Source organism: Aquiflexum sp., assembly GCF_977115555.1.
The window spans coordinates 1-15,523 of the sequence record NZ_CDSBKL010000063.1; the positions used below are offsets into that span (position 1 = coordinate 1).

Sequence of the window (15,523 nt, forward strand, 5' to 3'; positions counted from 1 at the left end):
ACCATTTATGACACTTAGTTTTATGGCACTTTTGGTAATTCCTGACCTGAAGCTTAGTGATAAGGGATTGTTTGACGGACAGCGGTTTGAGTTTGTGGACGTGTTTTTATCCTAATTATCAACCAGTTGTAGAATTCTCAAATATAGTTTGGCCAATATTTTATTCTGACAAATTCCTAAATTCATACATTTTATTCGGTATCTTGATTATCATCAATTTAGAATTTGCAAAAGGGTAAGGATTACATTTCAAATGGTTTCATTCAGCATTAAATCCAAACCTTCCCGATGAACATGAAGTTTGTATCTTAGTGCGTATAAACCCAAATATTAAAACAATTTTATGATGAATTTTGAGCTCAATGAAAATCAGGCGATGATCGCCAAGATGATCCAAGACTTTGGAGCAAAGGAGATTACCCCATTCAGAAAAGAATGGGATGACAAGCAGATTTTTCCTATCGATTTGTTTAAAAAACTTGGCCACCTTGGCTTAATGGGTGTCCTTGTCCCAACAGAATACGGTGGTTCAGGTTTTGGATACTTCGAATATGTGACGGCAATTGCGGAATTGTCAAAATTGGATCCAGCTATCGGGTTATCCATGGCGGCGCACAATTCACTTTGCACCAACCATATCCTGATGTTTGGCAATGAAGCCCAAAAGCAAAAATTCATTCCAAAATTAGCCACCTGCGAACTGCTCGGAGCTTGGGGTTTGACCGAACCGAATACCGGTTCTGATGCAGGCAATATGAGAACTGTTGCTGTCAAAGATGGGGAACATTATATCCTCAACGGAGCCAAAAACTTTATTACGCATGGAATTTCAGGTGATGTGGCTGTAGTCATTGCGAGAACCGGGGAAATAGGTGATTCCCACGGGATGACAGCCTTTGTGGTAGAAAAGGGAACTCCAGGTTTCAAAGGCGGAAGAAAAGAAGACAAACTCGGCATGCGTGCATCAGAAACAGCCGAAATGATTTTTGAGGATTGTAGAGTCCACGAAAGTCAGATTTTAGGTGAGGTTGGGGATGGCTTTATCCAGTCTATGAAAGTTCTTGATGGGGGAAGGATATCCATTGCGGCACTTTCCTTGGGAATTGCAGAAGGTGCGTTGGAAGCATCCATCCAATATTCCAAAGAACGGCATCAATTTAACAAGCCTATTAACAGTTTTCAGGGTATTTCTTTCAAATTGGCAGACATGGCTACCCAAATAGAAGCGGCAAAGCTATTGACTTTCAAAGCAGCAGCCCTGAAAAACAAAGGCAAAAAAGTGACTTTGGAAGGTGCACAGGCCAAGTATTATGCATCTGAAGTAGCGGTATCTGTTTCCAATGAAGCAGTTCAGATTTTCGGAGGATATGGATTTACCAAAGATTATCCCGTAGAGAAATACTACAGAGACGCCAAGCTCTGCACGATCGGAGAAGGTACATCTGAAATTCAAAAGATTGTGATTGCGAGAGAGGTACTCAAATGAATAAAAATAAAACCCTCCAAGGCATAAATCCTCGGAGGGTAAATACTTTTAAACTCGATTTTTTCAAACCAGATTCCCTTCACTCAGCAAAAGGAAAATCCCTGCAGCCATTGCAGCACCCAGAATCGGTCCCAATACCGGAACCCAAGAATAAGCCCAATCACTTGTTCCTTTTCCTTTGATAGGTAAAATCTGATGCATCAACCTCGGTCCAAAATCCCTTGCAGGATTGATGGCATAGCCCGTCGTACCACCCAAAGCCAATCCGATTACCCAAACCAAAAAAGCCACCGGCAATGCGCCAAGAGCCCCGAGACCAATCGGTATTTGCTCACCGTCGGAATATTGTATCACAGGATTAGTGGAATGTAAGATCACTATGATCAAAACAGATGTTCCGATGATTTCAGAAAATAGGTTGGAAGGTAAGTTCCGGATGGCAGGAGAAGTTCCAAAAGGAGCAAACTTCAATCCCGGATCATCAGTGGCGTCAAAGTGGTCTTTATATACCAGCCAAGCAATCCCGGAACCAAACATCGCTCCCAAAACCTGGGCGAAAATATAACCGGGAACCATCGCCCAATCGAAAAGACCTGCAATGGCCAATCCAATACTTACGGCAGGATTTAAATGTGCCCCGCTATGCGGACCCGCTACAACAACACCTATAAATACGCCCAATGCCCAAGCCGTGGTAATCACCATCCAACCTGCATTATTCCCTTTGGTTTTATTTAAAACCACATTGGCAACAACCCCCGAGCCCATGGTGATCAGGAGTGAAGTACCTACAAATTCTGCTATCAAAGTATCCATTATTCTACCCAGTTTTTAGATCGTTCAACTGCCTTATGCCAAAAGTGAAGAAAATAATCTACTTTCTCCGCTTCCATCTTTGGTTCAAAATCCTTGTCAGATTCCCATAGGGCCTGTAATTCTTCTTCGGATTTCCAAAAACCCACAGCAAGGCCTGCCAAAAAAGCAGCACCAATTGCAGTTGTTTCTATGATTTTTGGTCTTTTGATTTTAGTCTGAAGGATATCCGACTGGAATTGCATCAGAAAATTGTTTGCTGTCGCCCCACCGTCCACACGGAGTTCTTTGATGGGTTCTCCGCTGTCTTTTTGCATGGCATCCAATACATCCCTGACCTGATAGGCAATGGCTTCCAAAGCTGCCCTTGTCATGTGTGCGATGGTGGTTCCTCTGGTAATTCCAAAAAAAGCACCCCTTGCATTTTGGTCCCAATGCGGTGCACCTAGTCCCGCCATCGCAGGCACAAAATACACTCCATCATTATCATCAAGACTTGTTGCTAATTTTTCACTTTCCTTGGCATGGCCAAATAATTCGATCCCATCCCTTAGCCATTGGATCGCTGCTCCTCCGATAAATACTGAACCTTCCAAGGCATAATTGACTTTTCCGTTGACTTCCCAAGCGATGGTGGTCAGCAATTTATTATTGGATTTGACAGCCTCTTCCCCTGTATTCATCATCAAAAAGCAACCGGTACCATAGGTGGTCTTAGCCATACCTGGCTTGGTACACAGTTGACCAAAAAGAGCGGCTTGTTGGTCTCCGGCAATCCCGGCAATGGGAATGGGAACCGGGAAAAGGTATTCGGAAGTATGTCCATATACCTCAGAACTTGATTTGACTTCGGGCAATAGGGATAATGGAATATCAAAAAGTGTTAACAATTCCTGATCCCATTTCTTTTCAAAGATATTAAACAGCATGGTCCTGCTCGCATTGGAAACGTCAGTGACATGAACCTTCTTGTGGGTCAGATTCCAAACTAACCAAGTGTCCACAGTACCAAAAGCCAATTCTCCGTTTTCAGCCTTTTCTCTGGCCCCTTCGACATTGTCAAGCAGCCATTTGATCTTGGTGGCTGAAAAATAGGCATCCAACACCAAGCCTGTTTTGGAGGCGACCATTTCTTCTTTACCATCTGCTTTGAGTTGGTCAACATAGGCCGAAGTCCTGCGGTCCTGCCAAACAATGGCATTGTAGATGGGTTTTCCTGTTTCCCTATCCCAGATAATGGTGGTTTCCCTTTGGTTAGTGATTCCGATGGCAGCAATATTTTTGGCTTTGATACCACCTTTGGCTAAAGACTCTGCCAAAACCGATGATTGGGTGGACCAAATCTCCATGGGGTCATGTTCTACCCATCCGGATTTTGGAAAATGCTGTTTGAAAGCTCTTTGGGCAACACATACTATTTCGCCCTGTTTGTTAAAAATAATGGACCGTGAACTAGTCGTTCCCTGATCCAAAGACATGATGTACTGGGTATTTTGGGTCATTGCTTAGGGTTTTATGATGTATTTATTGGCAGTCTTTTTAAATTCCTTCAATTCATCCTCCATCCAATTTTGATCCATTCCAAGCTCCTCCGCCATGATTTCGGCTACCTTCGGAGCCATCTCGATCGCAGACCTTGCATCAAGCAAGAGGATTCTGAATCTTCTCGAAAGTACATCTTCCAATTTGACAGCCATTTCATTCCTAATGATCCAAATCACTTCGGCTATGGTGTAAGGGTGTTTTGGGTGAAGTTTTTCTCTCCACTCGGGATGGTCTTTGAGCATAAACCTGATCTGAAAAGCGTCTGAACCATAGATGGCCATATGCCCTTCATCCGGCTTGATCGTGAATCCGTGAAGTTTTTGTGTGGCAGATTTGCTTTCAGACATATTTTTGCCCGACACTCTAGGGAAATATTCTACGGTATCCTCTCCCATTTTACGGAAAGTCGTCCACTTACCTCCGGTCAGGGTGACCAATTTAGAATCTGAAAGAATGACTTTATGTGTACGGGAAATCTCCTTGGTCTTGGCGCCATCTTCCTTTGGCGCAGCCAATGGCCTCAGTCCTGCAAAAACAGAAAGTATATCAGCTTTAGTAGGCTTTTTGGTAAGATAGGCTTGGGCAGTTTCCAAAACAAAATCGATTTCCTTTTCCAAAGCTTCCGGTTCCAATTGGGGTTTATCCTTTAATGTATCTGTGGTACCGACTACAAGCTTACCATGCCATGGAACGGCAAACAATACCCTGCCGTCCGAAGTTTTGGGAATCATCAAAGCGTCTTTACCCCCCAAAAAAGACTGGTCAAAAACAAGGTGAATACCTTGGCTGGGTTGAATGCTTTTTCTTGCATCCGGATTGTCCATCTTCAAGATCTTGTCAGCAAAAACTCCCGTAGCATTAACCACCATTCTTGCCTTGATCTGTAAATGGCTTCCATCCAATTGGTCTATAAAATTCAGGCCATCGACTTTCCCGTTGGTATCTTTGGTCAGGGATTCTACTTTGGAATAATTCAACACACAACCACCGAGTTCGTCACAGGTCTGCGCCAAAGCGATGATCATCCTCGCATCATCAAACTGACCGTCATGATAGACCACCCCGCCTTTCAGTCCTTCCTGTTTGATCTGAGGCATCCTTCGGACAGTTTCAGTTTTACTGATAAACTTGGATTTGCCGAGCCTCCACTTTCCTGCCATCAGGTCGTATAATTTGAGACCGACAGAATACTGTAACCTGTCAAACCAAGTGTAAATGGGAATGATAAAAGGTTGGTTATAGGTGAGATGGGGTGCATTTTCCAATAACCTACCCCGCTCCTTCAAGGCCTCCAACACCAGTAAAACATCTCCTTGTGCAAGATAGCGTACCCCTCCGTGAAGGAGTTTTGTGCTACGGCTGGAAGTGCCTTTGGCAAAATCGGATTTTTCTAACAAAACCACCGAAAGTCCCCTTGAAAGTGCATCCAAGGCGACTCCAAAACCGGAAGAACCTCCACCGATGATGGCAATATCCCAGATTTTTTCCTGATTGTCTTTGATTTTACTGAGGTTAGCTGACCTGTGCATAACGAAAAATTTTTCTTTCCAAGTTAATGGAAAAAAGAGGGAAAGAAAAATATTGAAAAAAGTTTAAAAAGGTGATTTAAGTCAATCAAAAAAGATTTGGAAAAAATAATTCTATGTCAAAATAGGCCTAAAAATCCTTAAATACCTTTCTGACTACTTCGGAACTTCCGTCTTCCTTCAATTCCACTTCGAAGATAAAATTGTACTCGATGTCCTGAAGCTCGGGGTATTCTTCACCTGAGCCTACAAAATAATTGGCTAAATGATTGACTGTATTGCTGTGGCCGACCACAAGGATGTTACCTGTTCTTTCCCGCAGTTCCCTGACTAGATCGTCATGGTTTTTGGCATCATAGATTTCGATAGTCAGTCCTATAGCATCCGCCAAAGGCTGTGCGGTAGTTTTAGTGCGGATGGTATTGGTGCTGAAGATGTGTTGGATTTCTTTTTGTTCAAGTATCTGCGCCAGTTTTTTGGACCGGGCTGTTCCGGCCACGCTGAGACTGGGGTCATCGCCTTCCAGGATTTTCTCCGCATGGCGGACAATGTAAACTGTCTTTGGTTCCTGCTTGGGTGAACAAGCTGCCAACAATAAGAATAATGGAATAAGGAAAAGGAAGTTCTTCATAATCCGACGAATTTTATTTTTGTTTTTTCCCCACAACTCATCCGCTAAATGTATTTTCCAAATGCTGGTCTTTACCTCTTACAGGCTCAAACTCCAGATATTGTTCCCAAAATGCCTCCTCAGGCAATGCCGCCCTTAGGAATAGCTTTTCCTTTTTGATGGGATGGACAAATACCAAGTGGAATGCATGGAGATTGATACTTGCATCAGGATTGGGTTTGTGAAAACCATACTTCAAATCTCCCCTTATCGGGCAATTCATGGAAGCCAACTGCACCCTGATCTGATGAGGTCTTCCGGAAACAGGGCGTACCTCCAACAACCAATGGTCATTCAATTTGCCCAAAGTTTTGTAATTGAGTTCGGCTTTCTGTGAACCTTCGACTTCCTTTTCGTAAGCGGTGACAAAGTTTTTAACCTCATCTTTGACCAAATAGTGGGTCAGTTTTCCGGTTTCTTCCTTTGGCCTGTTTTTGACTATAGCCCAATATACCTTGTGGATGTCCCGCTTCCGAAAAAGCTCCATCATCCGCTCGAGCCCTTTGGAAGTCCTCGCAAAAACCACCAAACCACTGACAGGCCGGTCAAGCCTGTGCACAGGATGTAAAAATACATCACCCGGTTTGTTGTATTTCTTGGCTATATATTCCCTGCAGTAATCAGTCAGGGTTTTGTCCTTGGTCTTGTCTCCCTGCACAAGCACGCCTGCAGCCTTATTGACTATCAGGAGGTGGTTGTCTTCATAGACTACAGAAAATGGTTTCTTCTTCATAAAACTTGAGCTAAAGGTTTTTCTCCCACAAAGACACTAAGCCACGAAGGAAAATATAATTGAATCTTAATAAATATTCACAAACAAAAACTTTGCGTCTTTGCGTCTTTGTGGGATTATTTTTAGAACTCGGAAGTGAAATGGAATTCTATCTCCGGATAGTTGTCCTGTACCATTTGAAGCCAAGCCCTGGATTCGGCCATAAAGACCACTTTCCCATCTTTGTCATGGGCGATATGCCTGCCTTTGGACCGGATAAATTCATCCAACTGCTTCTTGTCCTTGCTGCTGATCCAACAGGCTTTATATAAATTCATCGGCGCAAACTCCACCGAGGCATTGTATTCGTTTTTTAACCTGAACTGAATCACCTCAAACTGCAGCTGCCCCACAGTACCCACTACTTTACGGTTTCCCATTTCGTAAGTAAAATATTGGGCAACACCTTCCTCCATCAACTGCTTCAGCCCTTTTTCCAGTTGCTTGGTCTTCATGGCATCTTTGTTGATGACTTCTTTGAATATCTCAGGGGAAAAGCTCGGAATACCTTTGAAGGTCATGTTTTCACCTTCGGTAAGCGTATCACCGATTTTTAAATTTCCTGTATCAAATAAGCCCACAATATCTCCCGGAAATGCCTCATCGACGATTTCTCTATCCTGAGCCATGAATTGGGTTACGTTGGAAAAACGTAAGGGCTTGGGTCCTCGGACATGGTTGTAAGGTTTGTTTCTTTCAAATTTTCCAGAACAGATCCTCAAAAAGGCAATCCTGTTTCTATGGTTTGGATCCATATTGGCGTGGATTTTAAAGACAAAACCGGAAAATTTGGGTTCCTCGGGCTTTACTTCTCTTTCTTCGGTAAACCTACTTTTAGGCGAAGGTGCTATTCTGATGAAAGTATCCAGCATTTCATTGACACCAAAATTATTTACAGCAGATCCGAAAAACACAGGAGCCACTTTGCCTTCCAAGTATTCCTTTGGATCAAAATCCGGATACACGCCTTCTATCAATTCCACGTCCTCCCGGAGTTGCCTTGCATTGTTCCCTCCTATCAACTCATCCAATTTGGCATCTTCCAAATTTTCGATTGTCTCTCTGGAGTCACTCAACTTTCTTTGACTCGGGGTAAAAAGATTCAGCTTTTTGTCAAACAAATTATAGACTCCTTTGAATCCCTTTCCCATTCCAATAGGCCATGAAAGCGGTCTTACTTGAATGTTTAATTTTTCCTCTACCTCGTCCAGTAATTCGTAAGGATCCCTTCCTTCACGGTCAAGTTTGTTGATAAAGCAGATTACAGGCGTATTTCTCATCCTGCAGACTTCCATAAGTTTTTCGGTCTGGATCTCGACACCCTTCACACAATCAATGACCATGATGACAGAATCGACAGCGGTAAGAGTCCTGTAAGTATCTTCCGCAAAATCCTGGTGACCGGGCGTATCCAACAGGTTGATTTTAACCCCTTGGTATTCAAAACCCATTACGGAGGTGGCTACAGAGATACCTCTTTGCTTCTCTATTTCCATCCAATCGGATTTGGTAGCTGTGTCGATTTTATTGGATTTCACTGCGCCTGCTGTCTGGATAGCACCTCCAAAAAGCAACAGCTTTTCGGTCAAAGTGGTCTTTCCCGCATCAGGGTGGGCAATGATGGCAAACGTCCTTCTTTTTTGTATTTCTTTGGTCAAGCTCATGTAAAGTCCTGATTCTGTATTTTTTCAGCCTGCAAAGGTAGGCTTTTAATTCCAAGGTTGGAAGGTCAGAAAGTTTAAAAGTTGAATTTGAAATTAGGGGTAACTTTTAAGGATCAAAAAATTAATCTATTTCTGGTATCAGATATTGATGGATATTAATTTTCAAATAGAAGTTTTGAATAATTTGGAATGCTGCTTTCAAAAAATTGAATACAATCTTAAAATCCGGAAAAGGACTTTAAACCAAAATCAAAACTCATACTTTTTGACCCAAAAAATCCTCCTGTTTGAATCCCTGAATACCATCTTTGCTTCCATGAAGTATAATCCTAAAGGTAGTACCAACACCCAATTCGGAGTACTTAACATACACTTTCCCTTTATGATAGCCTTCAATAATCCTTTTTGCAAGGGTTAACCCTAGTCCCCATCCCCTTTTTCTGGTGGTGAAACCTGGATTAAAAACCTTTTTGAACATCCCTTTGTCCATCCCTTTTCCATTGTCAGTAATGTCAACAAAAACAAATTTTTCGCTTTCTTTCACGATATCAATCGAAATACTCCCCTGCCCTTTCATGGCATCCACCGCATTTTTGACTATGTTTTCGATCACCCATTCAAAAAGCGGCTTATTCATCATCGCCTCAATGTTGTTGGCATAGCCATTGACCTGTATGTCCACTTTGGTCGAAATCCTAGGTCGCAAATAATTGATAGCCTCATCCACTACCGAAAATACATTTTCAAGCTGAATTGAAGGTGTACTCCCGATCGAACTAAACCGCTCCGTGACCATCCTCAATTTGACCACGTCTTTGTCCATCTCTTGGATGACTTCTTTGTTTTCTTCCCAGATCGGTGAATTTTTGAGGTAATCCATCCAAGCCATCAAAGAAGCAATCGGAGTTCCCAACTGATGAGCGGTTTCTTTGGTCAAGCCTGCCCAAACACGGTTTTGTTCGGCAACTTTTGATTGGTTAAAAACTGCAAAAGCCAACAAGCCGAAGACCAAAATCACAGATAACTGTACATAAGGATAAAACTTCAAAGAAGTCAAAAGCTCAGAGTTTCTATAAAACACCAAGTATTCCTCACCTCTGATAGGTTCATACTCTTGTTTCATTTTTTCAAGTTCAGCTCTCAAGACTTTATCAATTTCTTCTTGACTGGCGTTTTTCTTGAATTTAATGTTCTTGTGGTCAGTTGGATTACCGTTGGCATCAACCACAATGACAGGAATTGAGTTGTTTTGTTGAATGATCTCAGAGGTGATAAAGCTTAGGTTTTCAGTGTCAATCGAGGCACTAGATGCGTATTCTAAAGCCCTTGCAAGCAATTCTATTTGTCGTTTTTCCCTTTCCTTCAGCTCTTCCACCAAAATATTGGTATAATAAATAGAACCAAAACTTATTACCACGGAACTGATAAAGATGAGCCATTTGATACGGTTTTTGTTTTGATAAAAATCTAAAATCCCAATATCCTGAAGTGTATTCCTCATTGACTGTTTAAATGTTGATTAAAGCGGTTGATATAGAAAACACAATTTCATCATAGATATTATCAATCGGACAAAATTACTTGTTTACCCTCTGTGGCTTCATTATTGTTCCACATATAATATAACTAACCATAAATATAAATATTATGAGCACAAACGATATAGGATTAGAAATAAAAGAAAGTAAGCTTTTGGTGAAGAAATTAAATGTCCTTTTAGCCAATTATCAGGTATATTATCAGAATCTAAGAAATTTCCATTGGAACGTATCCGGACCAAATTTCTTTGAGTTACATGCCAAATTTGAGGAATTATACAATGTAGCCAATCTTGGAGTTGATGAAACTGCCGAAAGGATTTTGACTTTAGGAGCGAGGCCTTTTTCTTCTTACGAGGAGTACATTGAAAACTCAGAAATCAAGGAGGCTAAAAAAATCCATGATTCAAAAAACATGGTAGAGATCGTCAGGGACAATTTAAATACCTTATTGAAGCTTGAGAGAGAAGCTTTGGAAGCTGCAACAGAACAAGGTGATGAAGGAACTGTTTCATTAATGAGCGACTATATCACTGCCAAGGAAAAAACCGTTTGGATGTTATCTGCATACCTGAGATAAAAAAATAATTATCCTTAAAAACAAAAGAGGATGGGGTATTGGCCTCATCCTCTTTTTTGGTTTTATACATTGACATGTCTTTCGGCATGGTAAGAAGACCTGACCAATGGCCCTGATTCGACGTACTTCAAACCTCTGCGCAACCCTTCTTCTTTATAATGGGCAAATAAATCCGGATGGATGAACTCGGCAACTTCAATGTGCATTTTGGTAGGCTGAAGGTATTGGCCTAGCGTCAGAATGTCACATCCATGTGCGGCAAGGTCTTCCATTGCTTTGTAGACTTCTTCTTTTGTTTCGCCAAGACCGAGCATGATGCCTGTTTTGGTTCTTTTGCCATATTCTTTGGTCAATTTGATCTGCTCTAAAGACCGGATGTATTTTGCCTGTGGCCTCACTCTTCTGTAAAGACTTTCTACAGTTTCCATATTATGCGATACCACTTCCTGCCCTCCGCTTATCATTCTATACAAGGCCTCCCAATTTGACTTGACATCAGGAATAAGTGTTTCTATCGTGGTTTGTGGAGAAAGTCTTTTTGTCTCGACTACTGTCTGATACCAAATCTCAGACCCTTTGTCCTTGAGTTCATCTCTGTTCACAGATGTAATCACTGCATGCTTCACCCCCATCAATTTGATGGCTTCGGCCACCCTTCTTGGTTCGTCAGTATCATATTCAGGTGGTCTTCCTGTAGCCACTGCACAAAAGGAGCATGATCTGGTACAGACATTTCCCAATATCATAAACGTAGCAGTACCCGCTCCCCAGCATTCACCCATGTTTGGACAATTACCGCTTTCACAGATCGTGTGGAGCTTATGTTCGTCGACTAGTTTTCTAACTTTGGCGTATTCTTTTCCGATGGGCAACTTTACCCTCAACCAATCAGGTTTTTTTCTCTTGGTTGCCTCTTCGGAAATTACAGGTAATTCGATCATGTTCTAAAGATTTGGAATGCGAAATTAAGTCCTAGGTATGATTAAACCCAAAAATGAGTCTATTTCCTGAACCCGTAGAAAAACGTGAAATAAACAGATTGAAATACCTGACGGTTTTCAACAGTGGGCATCAACGGTATTTCTTTGGTAAAACCTTCCAATTGGTATCCAAGTTCCAAACCGGTTACATTTGATCTAAATACACCGAATTCAAAAAGTACCGCTGCCTTAGCATTTCCACCAAAAGCGATCTGGGACCCACCTATCCCTTCAAAAACTCTTCCGGGACCTAAAATATTGAACCTGCTTTGATGCACTTCAGGATCATATTGCTCTCTTACAGTTTCAAGCCTGTTGATCGCATATTCAATATAATATGGAGCAATAATACCGATTGTTGGACCAATAGCACCCAAAAGAGAAACCTGCACACCTTGTTGTGGTGCTTTTTTAAAAACAATCACTTCCCTACCATAATAAGGCCTGATAGAATACAGATAGTTTGATTTCCCAAAAATGTAGGAATTACCCAAAACCGTATTGTACCTGGTTTCTTTTGGGTTTTTGACATTGACCAGGTCCAATCCAAAAAAATGAAAGTTGGTTTCATCTAAACGGAAACCCATTTTCAAAACAAACCCTCCTATCAAGCCCCCGTTGGTATTTTTATTTATCCCAAAAAGGACTTCTCTGTCATATTCATAATTTCCAGCATCCTCTCTTTGCGCAAAAGAAAAAGAGACTGAAAGGAAAACAAATAAAATAGAAATAAAGGCGATTCTTCTCATCATATATTGGTTAACCATTAAACGGAGACTTTTGAAGTAAGTTTTTAACCAAATATAAAAGTAAGAGTTTAAGGCAATGATAAAAATTCACACCAAAGAAATCTTTGCCAGATAAATTTCAACCGACTTGGTTAAGTTGTGGTTGAGTTATGATTTGGGATTCCCAGAAATTGAAGCCTCTCCAAAAAGTCTTCACTGATTTTCTTGCAATATTAGATTTATCTTTGTGAATCAGGCAATCAAAACATGTCAATCCAAGAACCCTTATCGGGAAATAGAATTCTTATTGATGTACAACAATTTTTAAACTTGGTGTCGCATTTCAACAAAAATGGCCGTCTTTAAAAAGAAGGCTTAATCAAAAAGCAATAATCTTTGGAAAAACACCTTATCCAAGAAGCAAAAAATGGAGACAGAAAGGCCATAGAAATGCTTTATAAGCAATTCTATGGGTATGCCATGAGTATTGCATTGAGGTATTCCAATTCCAAAGAGGAAGCTTGCGAAATCATCAATGACAGCTTTATGAAGGCTTTTGATAAGCTGGACCAATATGACCATCAAAACTCTTTCAAGGGTTGGTTGAGACGGATTCTGATCAATACCTCAATTGATTACTACCGGAAAAACATCAAACATACCGCTGTAATGGATATCGAAAAAGCAGATGCAGAAACACTTGATCCTGATATTATAGACCAACTTTCAGCCGAAGATATTCTCGGAGTTTTAAGGGATCTTCCTGAAATTCTAAGAATAATTTTCAATATGTACGAAATTGAAGGGTATTCCCACAATGAAATCAGCGACAAGCTAGGTATCCCGGCCAGTACTTCAAGAACTTATTTGGCCAGAGCAAAGAAAAAACTTCGAGAAAAAATCCAGGAGCTAAATAAAATCAATAATGCGGGAGCAATTCGATAAAAAACTAGCAAATAAAATCAAATCCTCCTTTAAAGATTTGGAGGGTGAATTTGATGCTTCAGAATGGGATAAATTCTCCAAAATTTACTTTAGGAAGAAATCTAAGCCTATGGTTGTTTGGATTAAATGGCTGTCAGGAATAGCGGCTGCTATCCTTATTGGAATTGCATTATTCACCATGTACCAGCCTGCACTAAATCCAACTTCCGATATCCAAAACACCATTGCAGAAAATGGAAAAGGCTTTTCAGACCAAAATCCTACAGAAAAAACATCATCGCCTGAAGTTAAAGCATTTGAAGAAATCCCATCAGAAAAGAAAAATTCAACTCAGGCTGAGCTAACTCAAAAAGAAAAAATTTCAAATCAGAAAATAGAGTCAAATAAGGAAATCAAAAAACCAATACCCCAAACCTACAACCCTGAACAGGTCAATAAAAGCATTAGCTTTGGAACTGTAAAAAATGGAGTTTCCAATTTGGATGAAAACAACAATGTAGGCAAACCCATCTTTTCAACACCTGAAAATAGCAATACAGGATTGACTGCCAAAGTTGATAAACAGGAAATAACCCAACAAGAAGCCATAGCCCAAATCGAACAGTGGAAAGGAGAGGAAACAATCGCTTCCAGCGAAACAATCCTAAAAGAAAACAATGTCAAAGATCCGATGAAACTTGGGGTCTTGGTGGCTCCTCAAACCATTTCAAACTCTACGCAAAGCATTAATTTTGGTGCAGGCTTAATGTCGGAATTTTCATTTTCAAAAAAACTGAAACTAGATGTGGGAATGGCATTTGCGAGACAAAATATTTCTCCCACTTCAGGGGGAAATATATTAACAGCTGGCGTTTCAAATGATTCCGAATCAGCAGATTTGAAAGCAGCTGCATTTACCGGGAACATCATCAACACTTCTAGAGAATTGAGTTTTGGACAATTTGAAATACCTATTAATCTCAAATATAAAGTGATGGATAAAAAAGAATCCGATTTATATTTGATTTCGGGCCTTTCAAATATGGTATATCTCAACCAAAAGGACGTCACCACATACAGTAGTGCAAACCTTTCAAGCGCTAATTTTGCAGGAAGTCAACAGATGTTGAACACCATTAAACAAACGGTAGAGCCAGATCCTCAATCTAACGGAATTGATACAGGTAGAATGTTAAATTTCGGAGTTGGATTTGAACAAAACCTTAAAAATGGCACTTTTCTTTCAATAGAACCATTTTATAAATTGTCATTAGGCAACCAAACTTTTACCAACCAACAATTTTCCATTGGGGGAATAAATCTCAGAATGAACTTTCAATTAAAAACTAAAAAAGAATAAAATGATTAGAAAAATTGCTTTGCCGGTATTCATTGGATTGTTACTTGGAATGTCGGGATGTTTTCCAGAAGTTGAATCAGATTTACAAAATGCAATAAACAGAGACGACAGATTATTGGCGGATTTCCTTTCGCGAAATAATATAGATGCCATCGAGACCCAATTGGGTTATTTCTATAAAAAAGAAATTTCAAATGAAATAGGAAATCAAATCATAAACAACGACAATATCGGTATCTATTATGAAATACGGACAATCGACGGTCAGTTGATAGAAGATTACACTGATGAAACCAAAAGCCCCAGAATCTATCGGCATACTGAGGGAGGTCTAATCCCAAGAGCGATTAATTTTGCATCGGGGCTTTCGAAAACGGGCGAAACATTCACCCTTTATGTTCCTTCCTATCTTGCATATCAGGAATATACCTATCAACAGTTGATTCTGCCAAATGCCAACTTAGTGGTAAAAGTAAAATATGCGGAAACATATACCAATAAAGAAATCAAGGAAATGGAAGAAGAAATGATTCTTGATTTCATTTCTATGAAAAACCTTGATGGATTTATTAAAACACCTGACAGCATATACATTAAAACTATCAAAGAAGGGTTGGCAGACAGTAAAATAACTGCCAATGGGGACATTATCAGCTTTACCTACCAGCTTCTTCAACTTGATAGTGAGACTCCTTTTGCTCAATCCACAGGAACCACCCCATTTCAAGTCACAGTGGGCAGTGAATCCAACCCTGAGTTTTTAAATCTAAGTTTAAAAGGAGTAAAAAAAGGCCAGGAAATCGAAGTTATTATTCCATCTCATTTGGGCTTTGGTGTATCCGCACAAGTTTTCCCATACACCATTAGAAAGGATCTGTTTGACAAAGGATTTCTGACACAAATAGCAAGGCCCTTTGAACCTATTATTTTCAAAGTG

At 40.5% G+C, this 15,523-nt stretch carries 15 protein-coding genes; 6 read left to right on the forward strand and 9 right to left on the reverse strand.

The features are described 5' to 3' along the window. Together ACZFYI_RS06090 and ACZFYI_RS06095 are read left to right on the forward strand one after the other, a co-directional pair. Nucleotides 1-115, forward strand: a 115-nt coding sequence (locus ACZFYI_RS06090; RefSeq protein ID WP_462523243.1) for an adenine deaminase C-terminal domain-containing protein, incomplete at its 5' end; no start/stop codon positions are given. Between the two features lie 231 nt (nucleotides 116-346). Then, nucleotides 347-1,486, forward strand: a complete 1,140-nt coding sequence (locus ACZFYI_RS06095; RefSeq protein ID WP_462523244.1) for an acyl-CoA dehydrogenase family protein — start codon at nucleotides 347-349, stop codon at nucleotides 1,484-1,486. A gap of 63 nt (nucleotides 1,487-1,549) precedes the next feature. Here ACZFYI_RS06095 and ACZFYI_RS06100 read toward each other — a convergent pair whose 3' ends face one another. The 7 genes from ACZFYI_RS06100 to ACZFYI_RS06130 all read right to left on the reverse strand — a co-directional run bounded on the left by ACZFYI_RS06100 (nucleotide 1,550) and on the right by ACZFYI_RS06130 (nucleotide 9,977). After that, nucleotides 1,550-2,302 carry an MIP/aquaporin family protein gene (locus ACZFYI_RS06100; protein WP_462523231.1) on the reverse strand — a complete coding sequence of 251 codons (753 nt, stop codon included), beginning with the start codon at nucleotides 2,300-2,302 and terminating at the stop codon, nucleotides 1,550-1,552. Continuing rightward, a complete protein-coding gene (gene glpK / locus ACZFYI_RS06105) occupies nucleotides 2,302-3,801 on the reverse strand; it encodes a glycerol kinase GlpK (protein WP_462523232.1) in 1,500 nt (499 codons plus the stop codon). Before glpK ends, ACZFYI_RS06100 begins: the two co-directional genes overlap by 1 nt. A gap of 3 nt (nucleotides 3,802-3,804) precedes the next feature. Continuing rightward, nucleotides 3,805-5,373, reverse strand: coding sequence for a glycerol-3-phosphate dehydrogenase/oxidase (locus ACZFYI_RS06110; RefSeq protein ID WP_462523233.1), 1,569 nt, complete (start codon nucleotides 5,371-5,373; stop codon nucleotides 3,805-3,807). A 127-nt stretch (nucleotides 5,374-5,500) separates the two neighbouring features. Further along, a complete protein-coding gene (locus ACZFYI_RS06115; protein ID WP_462523234.1) occupies nucleotides 5,501-6,001 on the reverse strand; it encodes a SixA phosphatase family protein in 501 nt (166 codons plus the stop codon). 37 nt (nucleotides 6,002-6,038) lie between these two features. Next, nucleotides 6,039-6,773 carry an RluA family pseudouridine synthase gene (locus ACZFYI_RS06120; protein ID WP_462523235.1) on the reverse strand — a complete coding sequence of 245 codons (735 nt, stop codon included), beginning with the start codon at nucleotides 6,771-6,773 and terminating at the stop codon, nucleotides 6,039-6,041. A 122-nt stretch (nucleotides 6,774-6,895) separates the two neighbouring features. Further along, nucleotides 6,896-8,476: a peptide chain release factor 3 gene (locus ACZFYI_RS06125; protein ID WP_462523236.1), complete on the reverse strand. Its 1,581-nt coding sequence runs from the start codon at nucleotides 8,474-8,476 to the stop codon at nucleotides 6,896-6,898. 256 nt (nucleotides 8,477-8,732) lie between these two features. Continuing rightward, on the reverse strand, nucleotides 8,733-9,977 hold the full coding sequence (locus ACZFYI_RS06130; RefSeq protein ID WP_462523237.1) for a sensor histidine kinase: 1,245 nt from the start codon (nucleotides 9,975-9,977) through the stop codon (nucleotides 8,733-8,735). 146 nt (nucleotides 9,978-10,123) lie between these two features. Between ACZFYI_RS06130 and ACZFYI_RS06135 the strand changes: the two genes are divergently transcribed. After that, a complete protein-coding gene (locus ACZFYI_RS06135; RefSeq protein WP_462523238.1) occupies nucleotides 10,124-10,594 on the forward strand; it encodes a Dps family protein in 471 nt (156 codons plus the stop codon). 62 nt (nucleotides 10,595-10,656) lie between these two features. On the opposite strand, the gene lipA is transcribed toward ACZFYI_RS06135, so the two are convergent. Then, the gene (gene lipA / locus ACZFYI_RS06140; protein ID WP_462523239.1) at nucleotides 10,657-11,535 is read right to left on the reverse strand and encodes a lipoyl synthase; all 879 of its coding nucleotides are present in this window, start codon (nucleotides 11,533-11,535) and stop codon (nucleotides 10,657-10,659) included. Between the two features lie 59 nt (nucleotides 11,536-11,594). After that, a complete protein-coding gene (locus tag ACZFYI_RS06145; RefSeq protein ID WP_462523245.1) occupies nucleotides 11,595-12,323 on the reverse strand; it encodes a hypothetical protein in 729 nt (242 codons plus the stop codon). Between the two features lie 375 nt (nucleotides 12,324-12,698). On the opposite strand from ACZFYI_RS06145, the gene ACZFYI_RS06150 reads away from it, so the two are divergent. The 3 genes from ACZFYI_RS06150 to ACZFYI_RS06160 form a co-directional block, all read left to right on the forward strand. Further along, a complete protein-coding gene (locus tag ACZFYI_RS06150; RefSeq protein WP_462523240.1) occupies nucleotides 12,699-13,247 on the forward strand; it encodes an RNA polymerase sigma factor in 549 nt (182 codons plus the stop codon). Beyond that, the gene (locus ACZFYI_RS06155; protein WP_462523241.1) at nucleotides 13,228-14,586 is read left to right on the forward strand and encodes a hypothetical protein; all 1,359 of its coding nucleotides are present in this window, start codon (nucleotides 13,228-13,230) and stop codon (nucleotides 14,584-14,586) included. Before ACZFYI_RS06150 ends, ACZFYI_RS06155 begins: the two co-directional genes overlap by 20 nt. Before the next feature lies 1 nt (nucleotide 14,587). Next, nucleotides 14,588-15,523, forward strand: a 936-nt coding sequence (locus tag ACZFYI_RS06160; RefSeq protein ID WP_462523242.1) for an FKBP-type peptidyl-prolyl cis-trans isomerase, incomplete at its 3' end; no start/stop codon positions are given.

Coding starts and splice junctions, on each gene's coding strand:
- ACZFYI_RS06095 (WP_462523244.1), top strand. CDS start 347: ATGAATTTTGAGCTCAATGAAAATCAGGCGATGATCGCCAAGATGATC.
- ACZFYI_RS06100 (WP_462523231.1), bottom strand. CDS start 2,302: ATGGATACTTTGATAGCAGAATTTGTAGGTACTTCACTCCTGATCACC.
- glpK (WP_462523232.1), bottom strand. CDS start 3,801: ATGACCCAAAATACCCAGTACATCATGTCTTTGGATCAGGGAACGACT.
- ACZFYI_RS06110 (WP_462523233.1), bottom strand. CDS start 5,373: ATGCACAGGTCAGCTAACCTCAGTAAAATCAAAGACAATCAGGAAAAA.
- ACZFYI_RS06115 (WP_462523234.1), bottom strand. CDS start 6,001: ATGAAGAACTTCCTTTTCCTTATTCCATTATTCTTATTGTTGGCAGCT.
- ACZFYI_RS06120 (WP_462523235.1), bottom strand. CDS start 6,773: ATGAAGAAGAAACCATTTTCTGTAGTCTATGAAGACAACCACCTCCTG.
- ACZFYI_RS06125 (WP_462523236.1), bottom strand. CDS start 8,476: ATGAGCTTGACCAAAGAAATACAAAAAAGAAGGACGTTTGCCATCATT.
- ACZFYI_RS06130 (WP_462523237.1), bottom strand. CDS start 9,977: ATGAGGAATACACTTCAGGATATTGGGATTTTAGATTTTTATCAAAAC.
- ACZFYI_RS06135 (WP_462523238.1), top strand. CDS start 10,124: ATGAGCACAAACGATATAGGATTAGAAATAAAAGAAAGTAAGCTTTTG.
- lipA (WP_462523239.1), bottom strand. CDS start 11,535: ATGATCGAATTACCTGTAATTTCCGAAGAGGCAACCAAGAGAAAAAAA.
- ACZFYI_RS06145 (WP_462523245.1), bottom strand. CDS start 12,323: ATGAGAAGAATCGCCTTTATTTCTATTTTATTTGTTTTCCTTTCAGTC.
- ACZFYI_RS06155 (WP_462523241.1), top strand. CDS start 13,228: ATGCGGGAGCAATTCGATAAAAAACTAGCAAATAAAATCAAATCCTCC.